Here is a 14,952-nt window from a genome sequence, read left to right on the forward strand (position 1 = left end):
AGCGGCTAGATCTGAATCACGCCGCCTTGGCCAACCCATTTCTCGCCATCGAACTGGATCAGTTCCATGGCATGGAAAGCGGCGTAGTCGGTCGAAGAATTCGACACCTTGATTCCATTCAGAAGCATCGGCAAGGCAAGGTCCTTGAGCGAGGTCGCCTGCTTCAGGAGATTGTCCCGTGTCAGCTCGTCGCCGCAACGTTTCAGCACCTCGGCGATCGCACAGGCGCAGTTGTAGCCGGGGATCGCATTGAGATCGTCCAGACTGTATCGCGGCATGTATTGGCTCGCGAATCGCTTGAATTCTTGGACGCCCGGGTCGCCGGCGAATGCCGGATCGCTTGGCGCCTTTTCCCAGCGCGCGGAAACGATGCCCTTGCAGTTCTCGACGCCCGCCGGGACCAATGTTTGTCCGATGCTCGCCGCATTGGAGCAGATGATTTGCAGCGGCTTCCAGCCTGAAGCTGCCGCCTTGCGGATACCTTGCGCGGCATAGCGTTGGTTGGTGAATTGCAGGAATGTGTCCGCACCCGCCGCCTGGATTGAAATGACGGCGCTGTCGATCGTCGGATCGGTGGTCTCATGAGACTTCTCGGCAACGATCATTGTCGACGCCTTGTCGCCAAGTCCCTGTTTCAAGCCACGCAGATAATCCCGCCCAAGATCGTCGTTCTCGTACAGCACGCCGACCTTCGCGTTCGGCTTGGTCGCAAGCAGGAAGCGCGCATATATCGCGCCTTGCGCGACATAGGAGGGATAGAGCGGAACGATCCAGGGATAGTTGGTCGGATCGTTGAAACGCTCGGAGCCCGACGTGAAGAACAGGTTCGGGACCTTCTTGGAATTGAGATACTTCTGGACCGCGGCGTTGGTCGGCGTGCCGAGCGCGCCGGCGACCGCGAACACGCCGTCGGACTCGACCAGCCGTCGGGTTTGCTCGATTGTCTTGGGCGGAGAGAAGGCGTTGTCGAGCGAGATGAAGTTGATCTTGCGGCCGTTGATGCCGCCGCGATCGTTGATCATCTTGAAATAAGCCACCTGCGCTTCGCCATAGGAGGCGATCGCCGAGACGGGTCCGCTATAGGTCGCCGTCGATCCGAGCTTGATTTCGATATCGGTGATGCCCTCGTCATTGGCGCTTCGCGCCTGGCGCGACAAGAGGAATGGTGTTGCGAGTGCCGAAGCGGTGACCGCAAGCGCGCGGCGTCGGGTGATGCTCAATCGCATGTTTCTCCCCATGTGTGGCGCCCTGACGCGCAATTATTATTCAAGCCACGCGTTGCTCCGCGTCGCCTTTTCACAGACTTGAACTAGGCAACTCGGTCTATTCGAGACGTATCGTCACCTCGCCCCGCACGGACGGAAGCAAGGCGCTATCGATGTCCTGGAAATCTGCGTCGTTGAGTTCGATGCCGGCCGAAAAGCTGAGTGGATCCATATGGCCGTCGAGAACCGTCGGGTAGGACCATTCCGCCTTGGCGACGGCGCGGGCGCCGACGCGAAACTCGATCGCCAGCGGCTGTGGCGCGCTCGATCCGCGCCCGCTCTGATAACCGTCGCCGATGCAGTAGATTTCGAACTGAAACGATCTGGGGCCGCGACGCTGGATTGAAATCTCGATGTCCAGAAGTCCGAAGGCAGGATCGGCTTTCGCGTCCTTCTGATAGAAATAGATAAAGGGTATCCGGCCGTACTTGCTTTCGCCGCGGTTGGAGTCCGATGGCACCTGAGCGTCGCTCCGACCCGGCGTACGCGGAGGGATCGGGCCGAGCAGGCACATCTGCGGCAGCGACCGGCACTCAACCACGGCGGCTCCCCTGCTTCGATCCGGTATCCCTTGCCATCGAACCCGTAAGCTCCTTCGCGTCGTGATCTCGGCCGAGAAAGGCGAAGGCATTTTCCGTGAGTGTCGCTTCGCTCAGGGTGCTCGCTGCAAATGCGCCGGGCTGCTTCTGCATGATGGTGAAGGGATAATCCGACCCGACAACGATGTGATCGCTTCCGACCGCACCGGCGAGATACGACAACGCAGAGGCGTCATAGAGGATCGTGTCGTACCAGAACTGACGGGCGGTCTTCGAAGGCGGCTGCTTCATCTGGCCCTTCAGGCCTAGCGACCATCCGACCTCGAGTCTCGGCAATATCCAGGACAGAGCCCCGCCGCCGTGGCTGAGCAATATTCTCAAGCGCGGGAAACGCTCGGGAATTCCAGCGGCGAGCAGCGACACCGACGCTAGCGCGGTTTCAAGCGGAAATGCCGCTATCGCCGCAAATTCTGGACCAGATCCGATCCTGTCCACGCCGGCCGGGTGCAGCGGATGCACAAAAAGTGCGAGATCCATCGCTTCTGCAGCCTCGTAAAGCGGAAGCAATGTATCGCTGCCAAGCGCGACCCCATTGATGTGCGTTCCGATTTCAATTCCGGAGAAGCCAAGCGCCTTGACTTTTTGCAATTGGCTGATGGCGCGGGGAACGTCCTGCGCGCAAACCATTCCGATGCCCGCAAAGTGGCGGGGAGCGCGCGAGACCATTGCGGCGATCTGTTCGTTCATGAGGTCCGCGAGGTATTCGGCATCACCGGCGGGCAGCCAATGCGACAGCAGTTCCGGCATAGGTGACAGCACCTGCATGTCGATGCCGTCCTCGCGCATGTCCGAGAGCCGCCGGTCGACGTCCCAGGACCGCGCATCGATCTTCCGGAAGACTTTGCCTGCGATCATCACCGCGGCCTGATCGCCGCCCGACAGCGCGATGCTGGGCCATCGCGCATCCCGGCCGGAATCGGCAGGAAGCCGCGAAGGCACGACATGGGTATGGACATCGATCACCGGGCCCACTGCGTCGCTCCCTGTTGCTGCTCGAAACTCTTTGCGTCGACCGGACCTGGAAAGGGTGGGCCGGTCGCGAGCAGCGTTTTTACTTTACAAACAGGATTGATTGTTTCTAATCTGGAGTCAAGACGTGTTTAAAGCGTCAGAAGGACTGCCGGATTGGCAAAGGGAATGAAACGCCGACGCTGTCGAACACGAGCGTCGGGATAGCCAGAGGGACAACGCCATGAGCGCGCATAACGCCCAGCCAGCTTTGCTCGTCGATCCGGCGCAACGGATTTTCAAGGTCGCGCGCCGCAACTTCGTCGACCATGAGATCTTCGAGGCGGAGAAGGAAAAAATCTTCGACCGCTGCTGGCTGTATCTCGGCCATTCCTCGGAATTGCCGAAGCCCGGCGACTTCCTCGTCCGCCCGGTTGCGGGCCGCAACATCCTGTTTACGCGCGATTCGAAGGGGCGGCTTCGCGCTTTGCTGAACACCTGTCCGCATCGTGGCGCGCAGGTCTGCCGCGAGCGCAAGGGCAACGCCAAGTCGTTCCAGTGCTTCTATCACGGCTGGACCTTCAGCGCCGACGGAAAGCTGCGGGGGCAGCCGGGCGAGGACTCCTATCCGGAGGACTTCAAAGGCCGCAGCACGTCGAACATGCAGCCGGTGCCCCGCTACGAAAGCTATCGCGACTTCAATTTCGTTTCCTTCGATCCTGATATCGTGCCGCTCGAGCAGTATCTCGGCAACGCCAAGGAATATCTCGATGTCATCTGCGACCAGACCGAGGCCGGCATGTCGATCGTGGCCGGCAGTCAGGAATATTCGATCCGCGCCAACTGGAAGCTGCTGACCGAAAACAGCATCGACGGCTATCATGCGGTCACGACGCATGCGAGCTACTTCGATATTCTGATGACTAGCACCGACAATATGAGCTCCGGTACCGGCGGCGGCTTCGGTTACGATCTGGGCGGCGGGCACGCGGTTCTGGAATATGGCGCGCCGTGGGGCCGGCCGGTCGCACAGTGGATCCCGGGCTGGGGCGAGGCCGGCAAAACGGAAATCGCCCGGCAATACGACAGGCTGGTCGCCCTCTATGGCAAGGACCGCGCCGACCGGATCGCGCTCAAGAACCGCAACCTGTTCATTTTCCCCAATCTCGTGGTCAACGACATCATGGCCCTGACCGTCAGAACCTATTTTCCGATGGCGCCCGACTACATGGTCATCAACGCCTGGGCGCTGGCACCGAACGAGGAAACGGCTTGGGCGCGCAAATACCGACTTAACAACTTCCTCGAATTCCTTGGCCCCGGCGGGTTTGCGACCCCTGACGATGCCGAAGCGCTCGAACATTGCCAGCGCGGGTTCAAGAATTCGAAGGAGGCGCTGTGGAACGACATCTCGAAGGGCATGGGCAAGGACAAGCCATCCCACAATGACGAGCTTCAGATGCGGGCGTTCTGGACCCAGTGGAACCGGCAGATGTTCCCGACGCCCGTTCCCAGCGTCAAAGACGTTGCCGCTTAAGGAGGCCGACATGGATTCGGTGAGCCGTGCTGACGTCGAGGATTTTCTGTTTGCCGAGGCCGATTTGCTGGATCAGTGGCGGCTGCCGGAATGGCTGACCCTGTTCACGGACGACGCCAAATATGAGGTGCCCTGCACCGACCTGCCGGCGGATGCTTCGCCTGATACCAATCTGTTCTACATCGCCGACGACCGCATCAGGCTCGGCGAGCGGGTCAAGCGGCTGATGAAGCGCACCGCGCATGCAGAGTTTCCGCATTCGAAGACCAGCCGAATGGTCGGCAATGTCCGGATCCGCAGCCGAACCGATCACGAGATCGAGGTCAGCTGCGTCTTCCAGACCCTGCGGACCAAGGACGGCACCACCGACCTGTATTTCGGGACCAGCAACTACCGCCTGGCGACCGACGGCGAAGGCCTGAAGATCCGGGAGAAGCGCTGCTTGCTCGGCAGCGAAGGGCTGCGGCCGGCCGGCCGCATCAGTATCGTGCTTTAGCCAAGGACGGGTGGCGGATGACTTCTCGTTTTGACAGCCAGGTGGTGATCGTCACCGGCGCGGCCAGCGGAATTGGCGCCGTCATCGCCAGGCATTTCGCCGAAGATGGCGCGCGCCTGATGCTGTCGGACGTCAACGAAGCGCAACTCACGGCCGTTGCCGAGGATATCGCCGTAAGCGGATACGAGATGCCGAAGGTCAAGGTCGGCGATCTCTCCAAGGAAGAGATCGCCGGCGATGTCGTCAAGTCGGCCATCGATGCCTACGGAACTCTGGATGTGCTCGTGAACAATGCCGGCGGCGGCATCATCAAGCCGTTCCTCGAACATACCCCGGCCACCTTGCGCACCACGGTCGATCGCAATCTGTGGACGACGGTGTGGTGCACATGGCACGCGGTGCCGATCATGAAGGCCAAGGGCTACGGCCGGGTGGTGAATATCGGTGCCGACTCGGTTCGCAACGGCCTCTGGGATCATGCGGCCTACAATGCCGCCAAGGGCGGCGTGCATGCCATGGTGACCGGTTTGGCCCGGGAGTTCGCCAAGGACGGCATCACCTTCAATGTCGTGGCGCCGTGCATCGTCAACACGCCCCAGGTCCAGAAGGCCACGTTGATGTCGGCGCAAGCCCTGCAAAGGTTTGTCGACGTGGTTCCGATGGGGCGGGCGGGCGACATGGACGAAATCGCATCCATGGTCTGCTATCTCGCTTCAAAGGAGGCATCGTTCGTGACCGGGCAGGTCATCAGCGTCAACGGCGGCAGCACGATGTTATGATGCGTGCGGCGGCGGAGGCCGTCTCGGTTCAAATCATCGCAGAAAGTGTCTATGTCCAACACCAAAGATCCGAAACCGATCGGCCAGCCCGGTTCTCGAACGCTGCAAGCCCCGGCTCCGCGGCAAAAACTCCGATCGCGGCGAGAGAGCTCTGCCGAACCCAAATATGCACTGCGTCGGACACAGGCGGAGCGCACCGAGGCCACGCGCAAGCTCTTGCTCGAAGCTGCGACCAAGCTCATTCGGAAAAATGGCTTCGGCGGTTTGCGGACGATGGAAGTCGCCAAACTGGCCGGCGTCTCGCGCGGCGCCTTGCTGCACCATTTCCCGAGCAAGCATGCGCTGGTGGTGGAATTGTTGACTTACGTCAATGAGATGACTTTCGCGCAGAGCACGCGTCGGGCGCGGTTGGCGCGAAGCAGTGGCGATCCGATCGGAGACATCATCGAGGACGCCAAGGATTACTTCCTTGGCGATCACTTCTTCATCGGCCTTGCGATAGCGATGAGCGATGAGAGCACGCGGCGTCTCAGGCGCGAGACCTCCGAGCTCACGCGCCAGACCCGGTTTTCGATCGAAGCTGCATGGCTCGATACCCTGATATCCTCGGGAATTCCCAAGCAGCTTGCGAGCGACATCCTCGCGCTGACCTTGAGCGTGGTCCGCGGATTTTCGGTCAGAACCCTGCTCGAAAACGATCCCGAGCAATTTGCCCGCCTGATGAACACCTGGCGTACGATCGTCGGGCAGCACATCGCGGCATCGACGTCCAGGCCGTCGAGGAAACGGACATGACCACATGAAAGCGCCAGGCATATCTCCGCTGAAACAACTGCGCTATGTCCGACTTCCGGTTCAGGCGATGCAGCCCGCGGCGGCATTCGCAACCGACATTCTCGGCCTGCAACACGTTCCGAACGATCTGGAGCCACATCTGTATCGTTCCGATGATCGTTACTACACGCTTTGTTTCGCGGCCGGCGCCGAGAGGCCGAGCATTGGTATCGAAGTATCGGACGAACATGAGTTCGATCGCATCGCCGAAGCCTTGGCGAAGGAGCAATTTCGTGCGCAGGAAGCCACGAAGGATCAGTGCGCTCAGCGTTTCGTTCGCCGAGCGCTCATCATTGAGGATGCCACCGGCAACGAAATCGATCTGGTGCTGCGGCCCTACCAAAGTGGCCGCCGGTATTTCCCGAGCCGCGATGGCGGCGTCACCGGATTGCAGGGCGCAGGCCTTCGCAGCCGCGCGATGAAAGACGATCTCAGGCTATGGTCGACGATCCTGGGTGCGAAGATCACCGACCGGGTCGGCGAGATCACCTATCTCGGTATCGACCAAATGCATCATCGCCTGGTGCTCTATCCGTCGGACAGAGCCGGTCTCGTCTATGTCTCGTACGGCGTCGAGAGCATGGATGCCTTGATGCAAAATCACTATTTCGTCGAAGAGCGTCAGATCAAGATCCTGCACGGGCCGGGACGGGAGCCGGCATCCGGCCAGATGTTCGTCAGGTTTGCCGGGCCGGAAGGTTACGTCTTCTCCTATGGCTACGGTCTTGGCGGCATCGCGCCGGATCATCGCCCGCGACAATTCACCCTGGAGGCGTCCTCACTCTGTGAATGGGGAAGCCGATGCACCGATATCATCGAACTACAGCCGGCATGACCGGCCAATCTGGCGCCGCACTCGGGAGAGACACATGATCGAGCTCAAGGACCTCTCATACGTCCGGTTTGGCACATCCAATCTCGAAGATGCGGAAAGCTTTGCGACGAAATGCCTGGGCCTGCAGGTCGGCGAAGAGACCGGCAAGGCGCTCTATCTTCGCTCGGACGATCGGGCTCACACGCTCTGCTATTTCGAAGGCGACCCCGCCGAGCAGACTGTCGGCTTCGAAGTGGAAGACGAAAGCACGCTGAGCGCTGCCGCCGCGACGCTGGACCAATTGGGCCACCCGGTTCACGCGGGAACGCCGAGCGAGTGCGCCTTGCGCAAGGTCAAGGCATTCATCGGCTTCAAGGACCCGACCGGCAACCACATCGAACTGGTGGTTCGACCGGAACGCAGCGGCAAGCGTTACTTCGCGTCCCGGGACGCAGGCATCACGGGATTCAGCCATGTCGGTCTTTTCACGACCGATCCCGTGCGGGACGAACGGTTCTGGACCCAGGTTTGCAACGCGCGCGTCAGTGACCGGATCGGTGACATTGCGCTGATGAGGGTCAACGCCATCCATCACACGATCGCGCTTGCGCCAGGACCCAAGGCGGGCGTGCACCACGTCAACCATCAGGTCGAGAGCAACGACGACGTGTTGCGGTCCTACTATCATTTGTCGGGTCAGCGTGTGCCGATCGTATTCGGCCCCGGTCGTCACCCGACATCGGGCGCAAGGTTCCTCTACTTCAAGGGCCCGGACGGAATGGTGTTCGAATATTCCGTCGGCGTGGACGAAATCGAGGACGAGGACACGCACCGGCCGCGTCAGTTTGGTTTCGAGCCATCGAGCCTTTGCATGTGGGGTTCCAAACGCAGCTGGTGAACCGACCGGAAGGCGTGAAGGGAAGGAAGCAATGCCTGCCAGCACCGAACAGTTTGACGTCATCGTAGCGGGGGCGGGGCCTGCCGGATTCTGTACGGCAATCGATCTTGGCCGGCGTGGCGTGAAGTGTCTGCTGCTGGAGCGCCGCCCCGCCACGGCACCATGGCCGAAGATGGATCGAACCAACGCCCGATCGATGGAGTTCTTTCGCCGTATCGGCATCGCCGATCGCATCCGCGAGCTCGGCTTTCCATCTGATATGCCGATGGACGTCTTCCTCATGACGCGTCTCAGCGATCCGCCAGTCGCGGTGTTGCCGTTCCCGTCGGTTGCCGAGTCGCGGAAGCGGATTGCGCGCACCCATGATGGATCGTTGCCGCTCGAGCCCTACCAACTGGTTGCGCAGAACAAGGTCGAACCGTTGTTGAAGGAGGTGGCCGAGAGCACGCCCAACGTGACGGTACGCCATGGATGCGAGGTGACTGATTTCGTGCAGGACGAGACCGGCGTGACCGTCACGGCGCGCCGCATCGATGGTGACGAAATCGAGGCGCGCGCTTCCTATCTGGTCGGCTGCGACGGCGGCGTCAGCACCGTTCGCAAACGCCTGGACATCAAGCTCGAAGGCGAGGGGTCTATTCGCGAACTTCGTCAGGTGATCTTCTATTCGCCGGATCTCTTCGACAAGATTCCCTACGGTAAGGGACGTCACTACTCGTTCCTCGATCCGGAAGGCAGCTTCACGATCGTCGTCCAGGGCGATCGCAAGGAATTCACCCTTCACACGTCGCTACCGGAAGACGCTGACTTCAAGGCCGTCATTGCAAGGCTCGTCGGCTACCCTTGCGATATCAAGATTTTGCACGTCCTGACGTGGCGCTACCACCTTCTGCTCGCGGACCGATACCGGGATCGTCGGGTGTTTCTGGCCGGCGATTCCGCGCATCTCGTCATTCCAACCGGCGGGTTGGGGATGAACACGGCGCTCGGCGATGCCTTCGACCTGTCCTGGAAGCTGGCCGGCGTGATCAAGGGCTGGGGAGGGGCGGCGCTGCTGGATTCCTATGAGCTGGAGCGGCGTCCGGTTGGCGTGCACAACGTCGCATGTTCCGGCTGGGCGGCGTCTGGCGTCCCGATCTGGCAATCCCTTGTGAAGCCTAATGTCCTCGACGATACGCCTGAGGGCGCCGATCTGCGCCACGAGATCGCGAAGTCCTTCAGGATCAATCACGCGCGCATGCATGGCATGCGCGGCGCCGAATTTGGCTACACCTATGCGGGTTCAGCCATCCTGGACGAGGAGTCCGGATCCGAGACCTGGGACGCTAATGTCTACACGCCACATACGCGGCCCGGCGCGCGCGCGCCGCATATGTGGCTGAGCGATGGGAGACCGCTGCAAGACGTGGTCGGCACCTGGTACACCCTGCTGCATTTCAATGACGGGCGCGACATCAGCGAATTCGAGGCTGCATTCCGCGCTATCGGTGCGCCATTGACTGTGGTGAAGCTGGATGAGCCTCACATGCGCAAACTGTACGATAAGTCGCTATTCCTGCTGCGACCCGACATGCACATCGCCTGGCGCGGTGACAAGGCGCCGGCAAATGTGGGCAAGCTCGCAGGCCGGGTGACCGGTCGCGCAAATTGCTAGTCGTTCCGCCCCCGTCTGCGCGTATGATGACGCCGGCGGGCAGCCGACCCGCGGCTGCGGCAACTGGCTGTTTCAGGCGGCCACGCGCCGCTTTCTCCTGGGCTTGGAACGCTGCCCCTCCTCTTCCTCGCCCTCTTTGCTGACGGCAACCGTACCGTCCGACATGGCGAGAAGGTTGTGCTTCATGGCGAGCAGCGCCTCCGAAGCCGCTTCCAATTGCTTGCGGTCGATCCCGTTGACGATCCTGGTGTTGAACTTGTCGGTTTCCTTTCGGAGTTTCTCCAGGAAGCCACGCGCTTGTTTGGTGACATAGACCCGCTTGACCCGTCGGTCGACTGGATCGGCCTGCCGGATCACGAAGCCGGAGGACTCCAGCCGGTCGATCAGGGCGCCGACGGCGACCTTGCCGACGTCGAGCTCATTGGCGAGCTGGGTCTGGGGCAGGCCGTCCTTGCGCGAGATGAACGCCAGCACCCACCATTGCGAACGCGTGATGCCGAGCGGCGACAGCGCGCGGTCAAACATCATCCTGCGGAGCCGCGACACGTCGTGGATGAGATATCCAAGCCGCAGATCCCAGTCGGGCTGATCAACCATTGATGTTTCCCATGCGGCGAGTCGGAGATTGGACGTCAACCAATACCATACACCAGCGTATTTTAAAGGGAAGACCACGGACGCCGGGACGAGGTCACCCATCGTTCGCAACGGATCGATTTACAAAATAAGTACGCTAGTGTATTAGTTGTGGAGAGCGAACGATGGTTCGGCAGGTCGCGGAAGCGGCCGGCCGCGCCGGGAATTCGGCCGCAGGGGAGGAGGTTGCCCATGTTCGACACTGCCGTCCTGAAAGGGAAGCGCATTCTGGTGACGGGCGGGGGAACCGGGCTCGGCAAGGAGATGTCGGTCGGATTCGCCGCCCACGGCGCGCATGTCTACATCTGCGGGCGGCGCAAGGAGGTGCTCGAACAGGCCGCGCAAGACATCCGTGCGCGATCGGGAGGACAGGCGACCGCGCTGCTCGCCAACGTGCGCGATCCCGACAGTATCGATGCTATGCTGACCAGCATCTGGACCGAGGGGCCGCTCACCGGCCTCGTCAACAACGCCGCCGCAAATTTCCTGGCGCCGACCGAAAGCCTGTCGCCACGCGGCTACGAGGCGGTGCGGGCGACGGTGATGGATGGCTCATTCTATGCTTCGCTTGCCTGCGGCAAGCGGTGGATCGCAGCCGGCTTGCCCGGTGTGATTATCTCCAATCTCGTTACCTGGGTCTGGACCGGCTCGGCCTATGTGGTGCCGGCGGCGATGGCGAAGGCGGCCGTGCACGCCATGACGATGTCGCTCGCGGTCGAGTGGGGCCCCAGGAACATTCGCGTCAATGCGATCGCGCCCGGGCCGTTCCCGACCGAGGGGGCCTGGGACAAGCTCAATCCGCTGGCGGAGACCGGCGTCGGCGCGACGCAAGCGGACGAGGTGCCGCTGCGCCGTTTCGGCAAGATGGACGAACTGCGCAATCTCCTGATCTTCCTGATGTCGGATGGCTGCAGCTACATCACCGGCGACACGATCAGCATCGATGGCGGTCATCATTTGGCGGCGCCCAGCACGTTCGCGGGGCTCGCGAAGCTGTCGCCGGCCGATTGGCAGCGCGCGCGCGAGGCCATGCAGGCCTCGGTGCAAAAGGAAAAGCAGGCACGGTCGATCTGACCACCGACGCCAGCGGCCCGGCTTGATGTTCAGGAACGGAGAAACGCCGATGGGATTGGCGATATCGACGACGAGCTTCGACTGCGCCATCGATGACGGCCTGGCGCATATTGGGCTCAATCGACCCGACCGCGGCAATCCCATCGATGGCGAGTTTTGCCGCGAATTCAGCCTGGCGATCGCAGAGCTCAGCGAACGCGCCGACGTCCGCGCGGTGCTGCTCTCCGCGCGTGGACGGCTGTTCGGCGTCGGCGGCGACCTGATGTCGCTGGTGAACGAGGGTGACGCCCTGCCGCGGACGATCAAGGCATGGACGGCCGACCTTCATGCGGCAATCGCCAGGATGGTCCGGATGCGTGCGCCGGTCGTCGCTGCCGTTCACGGCAATGTCGCGGGCGGGAGCGTTTCGCTGATGGCGGCCGCCGACCTCATCGTGATGGCGGAATCGGCCCGGATCTCGGCGGCGTTTTCCAGGATCGGCTTCAGCCCGGACAGCGGATCGACCACCACGGTCACGCGCCGGATCGGCGTCGCGCGCGCCAGGCGCTTCTTCCTGCTCGGTGAGACGCTCGATGCGGGGACGGCGCTGTCGCTCGGGCTGGTCGACTTCGTGGTCCCGGACGATGCGGTGCAGGGCGAGGCGGAGCGCATGGCACGCGAACTCGCCGCTGGGCCGACCGAGGCCTATGGCGCAATCAAGCGCCTGTTTTCGGAGACGCTGGAGCGATCGCTGGAAAGCCAGCTGGAGGAGGAGGCGCGGACGCTGGCTGCGATCTCGCGAACCGAAGACGCCCGCGAGGGCGTCAAGGCCTTCGTCGAGAAACGCAAGCCGGTCTTCGCCGGCAAGTGACCGCGCCGGCGGCTGGAGACGACAATGCTGCCCATTTGCAGAATATTGTAATATGAAATAAGGTACGCTAGTGAACGATAATCCGGGATTCCAAACCGGAAGGGAGCGATCAGAGGAGGGACACATGACCGTGGTCGCCGCCAAGCGCGATGCGTCTCACACCGGGTTTCGCCGGGCCGGATATTGGCTGGACAAGACCGTCGATCAGCTTCTGTCCGAAGCGGCCGCCAAGGCGCCCGACAAGGTCGCAATCGTCGCCGACCGGGCGGATCGCGACCAGAAGCGTCGACTGAGTTACGCCGAATTGGAAAGGCTCGCCGACCGCGCCGCGAGCTCGCTGCTCCGGCTCGGGGTCGGGCGCGGCGATATCGTCACCGTGCAGCTGCCCAACTGGTGGGAATTCGTGGTCACCGCGTTTGCCTGCAGCAAGATCGGCGCGGTGATGAATCCCGTGATGCCGATCCTGCGGGAACGCGAGCTGCTCTACATTCTGAACTTCTGCGAGGCGAAGGTCTTCATCGTGCCGAAGGCCTATCGTGGCTTCGACTATGTGGCGATGGCGCAGGGCATGCGCAGCGAGCTGCCGCACCTGAAGCAGGTGGTCGTGGTCGACGGCGAGGGCGAGGCGGGCTTTGATCGGATGCTGCTGTCGTCCGAAGCGGGCAAGCTTCCCGCCGGCTTGCGCCCGGACGATATGGCCGTGCTGATGTTCACGTCGGGCACCACGGGCGAGCCCAAGGGTGTCATGCACACGTCGAACTCGTTGATTGCCTGCTGCAAGGCGCTGTCGGGACGGTTCGGGCTCGATTCGAGCGACGTGCTGCTCGTGGCCTCCCCGGTGGGGCACATGACGGGCTATGCCGCGATTGTGCTGCTCTCGGTCTATCTCGGCGGCACCATGATCCTGCAGGATGTCTGGGAGGCCAAGCGTGGCGTCGGCCTGATGGCGCGCGAGGACGTCACCTACACGGCAGCGTCCACGCCGTTCCTCGGCGACATCTGTGAGGCCGTGAAGGGCGGCGCGCCGCAACCGCGGAGCCTCCGTTCATTCTTGTGCGGCGGTGCGCCGATCCCGTCCGTCCTGATCGAGAGGGCAGCCGACGAACTCGGCCTCAAGGTCTGCTCGCTCTGGGGCATGACCGAGGTTCTGTCCGGCACGCTCACCGAGCCTGCGCGCGCGGCGGAGAAGTCGGCGAGCACCGACGGCCGCTCGCTGGAGGGAATGGAGGTCAGGATCGTCGATAGCGAGGGACGGCCGGCGCCGACCGGAGAGCCAGGACGCCTGCTGGTTCGCGGCGCCCAGATGTTCAAGGGCTACTACAAGCGGCCAGAACTACTGACCTTCGACGGCGATGGCTGGTTCGATTCCGGCGATCTCGCCCATATGGACAAGGACGGCTATATCCGCATCTCCGGCCGCGTGAAGGACATCCTGATCAGGGGCGGAGAGAACGTGCCCGTCGTCGAGATCGAGAACCTGCTCTACAAGCACCCGGCGGTCGCTGCCGTGGCCGTGGTCGGCTTTCCGGATGCCCGGCTCGGCGAACGCGGCTGCGCGTTCATCGTGCCGCGCACCGGAAGCGCGATCGATCTGCTGGCGGTGCAGGCCTATCTCGGTGAGGCCAGGATGGCGAAGCAGTTTTGGCCGGAACGTGTCGAGGTTCTCGCTGAACTTCCGCGCACTGCCAGCGGCAAGATCCAGAAGTTCAAGCTTCGGGAGATCGCCGCCGCGTTTGCCGACGCAAAATAGGTCACTGGTCGGAATAACCCGGATCCCGTCGCTCGCGAAACGCGGCGACGGCCTCCGCGTGATCATCCGTCTCCAGCAGGATGACCTGCTGCCGGTCTTCCATCATCAGCGCCGCATCGAGGCTCGGCGCGTCGATCAGCATGTTGAGCGCCTGCTTCGTCATCCGCAATCCCATGGGTGAGACGCGCAGCATTTCTGCGGCGAACTCCAGGCCCTTCGCGAGCAGCTGCTCCACAGGCACGATGTCGCCGACGAGGCCGATCGCCTTCGCCCGATCGGCCTTGATGAAGCGCCCTGTCAGCAGAAACTCGGAGGCCACGGACAATCCGACAAGTCGCGGCAACAGGTAGCCCGAGCCCATATCGCAGCCGCCGACGCCGATCCGGATATAGGCGGCGTTCATCCGCGCGTCCGGCGCAGCGAAGCGCACGTCGCAGGCGAGCAGGAAGGAAAAGCCCGCGCCGCAGGCCGCGCCATGGACCAGCCCGATGATCGGCTGCGGACATGACCGCATCAGGCGGATGACACCGGAGTAGTTCTGCTGCATCTTGAGCTGGCGCTGCGGCCGGCCCTTGCCACCGGCGGCAAAGGCGTCCGATCCAAGCTCGGCGCCTGCAGAGAACTCAGGCCCGTTGCCATGAAAGATCACGACGCGCGTCGCCGGTCGGTCGTTGAGCCCGGAGAAATAGGCCGTCAGGTCCGCGATCATCTCGGGTGAGACCGCGTTAAGCTGGGCGGGGCGGTTCAAGGTCAGGATATCGATCGCGCCGCACGTCTCTATCGTGATGGTGTTCGGCCGGGTCACGGGGCGCTCCCAT

At 62.4% G+C, this 14,952-nt stretch carries 15 protein-coding genes; 10 read left to right on the forward strand and 5 right to left on the reverse strand.

The genetic code is table 11. The features are described 5' to 3' along the window. Nucleotides 1–5: 5 nt before the first annotated feature. The 3 genes from IC762_RS14160 to IC762_RS14170 form a co-directional block, all read right to left on the reverse strand. Nucleotides 6–1,226 (reverse strand): ABC transporter substrate-binding protein, encoded by a 1,221-nt coding sequence (locus IC762_RS14160; RefSeq protein WP_195789389.1) that lies wholly within the window; start codon nt 1,224–1,226, stop codon nt 6–8. A gap of 97 nt (nt 1,227–1,323) precedes the next feature. Beyond that, nucleotides 1,324–1,725: a hypothetical protein gene (locus IC762_RS14165; RefSeq protein ID WP_195789390.1), complete on the reverse strand. Its 402-nt coding sequence runs from the start codon at nt 1,723–1,725 to the stop codon at nt 1,324–1,326. A gap of 73 nt (nt 1,726–1,798) precedes the next feature. Continuing rightward, nucleotides 1,799–2,836, reverse strand: coding sequence for an amidohydrolase family protein (locus tag IC762_RS14170; protein WP_195789391.1), 1,038 nt, complete (start codon nt 2,834–2,836; stop codon nt 1,799–1,801). Nucleotides 2,837–3,056: 220 nt separating this feature from the next. On the opposite strand from IC762_RS14170, the gene IC762_RS14175 reads away from it, so the two are divergent. From IC762_RS14175 to IC762_RS14205, 7 genes are read left to right on the forward strand one after another with little or no spacing between them, the layout of a single operon-like run. Next, the gene (locus IC762_RS14175; RefSeq protein ID WP_195789392.1) at nt 3,057–4,349 is read left to right on the forward strand and encodes an aromatic ring-hydroxylating oxygenase subunit alpha; all 1,293 of its coding nucleotides are present in this window, start codon (nt 3,057–3,059) and stop codon (nt 4,347–4,349) included. A 10-nt stretch (nt 4,350–4,359) separates the two neighbouring features. Continuing rightward, nucleotides 4,360–4,845, forward strand: coding sequence for an aromatic-ring-hydroxylating dioxygenase subunit beta (locus IC762_RS14180; protein ID WP_195789393.1), 486 nt, complete (start codon nt 4,360–4,362; stop codon nt 4,843–4,845). Nucleotides 4,846–4,886: 41 nt separating this feature from the next. Beyond that, the gene (locus tag IC762_RS14185; RefSeq protein ID WP_210338442.1) at nt 4,887–5,624 is read left to right on the forward strand and encodes an SDR family NAD(P)-dependent oxidoreductase; all 738 of its coding nucleotides are present in this window, start codon (nt 4,887–4,889) and stop codon (nt 5,622–5,624) included. Between the two features lie 3 nt (nt 5,625–5,627). Further along, nucleotides 5,628–6,419, forward strand: coding sequence for a TetR/AcrR family transcriptional regulator (locus IC762_RS14190; RefSeq protein WP_195789395.1), 792 nt, complete (start codon nt 5,628–5,630; stop codon nt 6,417–6,419). A gap of 4 nt (nt 6,420–6,423) precedes the next feature. After that, a complete protein-coding gene (locus IC762_RS14195; protein ID WP_195789396.1) occupies nt 6,424–7,293 on the forward strand; it encodes a VOC family protein in 870 nt (289 codons plus the stop codon). A 34-nt stretch (nt 7,294–7,327) separates the two neighbouring features. Further along, entirely contained in the window at nt 7,328–8,170 is an 843-nt protein-coding gene (locus IC762_RS14200; RefSeq protein WP_195789397.1) for a VOC family protein, read from the forward strand. Between the two features lie 31 nt (nt 8,171–8,201). Further along, nucleotides 8,202–9,824, forward strand: coding sequence for an FAD-dependent monooxygenase (locus IC762_RS14205; RefSeq protein WP_195789398.1), 1,623 nt, complete (start codon nt 8,202–8,204; stop codon nt 9,822–9,824). Between the two features lie 72 nt (nt 9,825–9,896). Here the strand turns inward: IC762_RS14205 and IC762_RS14210 are convergent, their stop codons facing one another. Then, nucleotides 9,897–10,421: a MarR family winged helix-turn-helix transcriptional regulator gene (locus tag IC762_RS14210; RefSeq protein ID WP_195790126.1), complete on the reverse strand. Its 525-nt coding sequence runs from the start codon at nt 10,419–10,421 to the stop codon at nt 9,897–9,899. A gap of 231 nt (nt 10,422–10,652) precedes the next feature. On the opposite strand from IC762_RS14210, the gene IC762_RS14215 reads away from it, so the two are divergent. The 3 genes from IC762_RS14215 (at nt 10,653) to IC762_RS14225 (ending at nt 14,134) form a co-directional block, all read left to right on the forward strand. After that, nucleotides 10,653–11,534, forward strand: a complete 882-nt coding sequence (locus IC762_RS14215) for an SDR family oxidoreductase (RefSeq protein WP_195789399.1) — start codon at nt 10,653–10,655, stop codon at nt 11,532–11,534. Between the two features lie 49 nt (nt 11,535–11,583). After that, complete coding sequence (locus IC762_RS14220) at nt 11,584–12,384, forward strand: enoyl-CoA hydratase/isomerase family protein (RefSeq protein WP_195789400.1); 801 nt, start codon at nt 11,584–11,586, stop codon at nt 12,382–12,384. A gap of 124 nt (nt 12,385–12,508) precedes the next feature. Further along, entirely contained in the window at nt 12,509–14,134 is a 1,626-nt protein-coding gene (locus IC762_RS14225; RefSeq protein ID WP_195789401.1) for an AMP-binding protein, read from the forward strand. Between the two features lies 1 nt (nt 14,135). Here the strand turns inward: IC762_RS14225 and IC762_RS14230 are convergent, their stop codons facing one another. Next, nucleotides 14,136–14,939: an enoyl-CoA hydratase/isomerase family protein gene (locus tag IC762_RS14230; RefSeq protein WP_210338443.1), complete on the reverse strand. Its 804-nt coding sequence runs from the start codon at nt 14,937–14,939 to the stop codon at nt 14,136–14,138. Nucleotides 14,940–14,952 lie beyond the last annotated feature (13 nt).

This window comes from Bradyrhizobium genosp. L (assembly GCF_015624485.1).
Classification (GTDB): Bacteria; Pseudomonadota; Alphaproteobacteria; order Rhizobiales; family Xanthobacteraceae; genus Bradyrhizobium.

Excerpts from the sequence above, each read along its gene's own strand:
- IC762_RS14220 (WP_195789400.1), top strand. The coding sequence starts at position 11,584 with ATGGGATTGGCGATATCGACGACGAGCTTCGACTGCGCCATCGATGAC.
- IC762_RS14195 (WP_195789396.1), top strand. The coding sequence starts at position 6,424 with ATGAAAGCGCCAGGCATATCTCCGCTGAAACAACTGCGCTATGTCCGA.
- IC762_RS14160 (WP_195789389.1), bottom strand. The coding sequence starts at position 1,226 with ATGCGATTGAGCATCACCCGACGCCGCGCGCTTGCGGTCACCGCTTCG.
- IC762_RS14180 (WP_195789393.1), top strand. The coding sequence starts at position 4,360 with ATGGATTCGGTGAGCCGTGCTGACGTCGAGGATTTTCTGTTTGCCGAG.
- IC762_RS14225 (WP_195789401.1), top strand. The coding sequence starts at position 12,509 with ATGACCGTGGTCGCCGCCAAGCGCGATGCGTCTCACACCGGGTTTCGC.
- IC762_RS14175 (WP_195789392.1), top strand. The coding sequence starts at position 3,057 with ATGAGCGCGCATAACGCCCAGCCAGCTTTGCTCGTCGATCCGGCGCAA.
- IC762_RS14205 (WP_195789398.1), top strand. The coding sequence starts at position 8,202 with ATGCCTGCCAGCACCGAACAGTTTGACGTCATCGTAGCGGGGGCGGGG.
- IC762_RS14215 (WP_195789399.1), top strand. The coding sequence starts at position 10,653 with ATGTTCGACACTGCCGTCCTGAAAGGGAAGCGCATTCTGGTGACGGGC.
- IC762_RS14200 (WP_195789397.1), top strand. The coding sequence starts at position 7,328 with ATGATCGAGCTCAAGGACCTCTCATACGTCCGGTTTGGCACATCCAAT.
- IC762_RS14210 (WP_195790126.1), bottom strand. The coding sequence starts at position 10,421 with ATGGTTGATCAGCCCGACTGGGATCTGCGGCTTGGATATCTCATCCAC.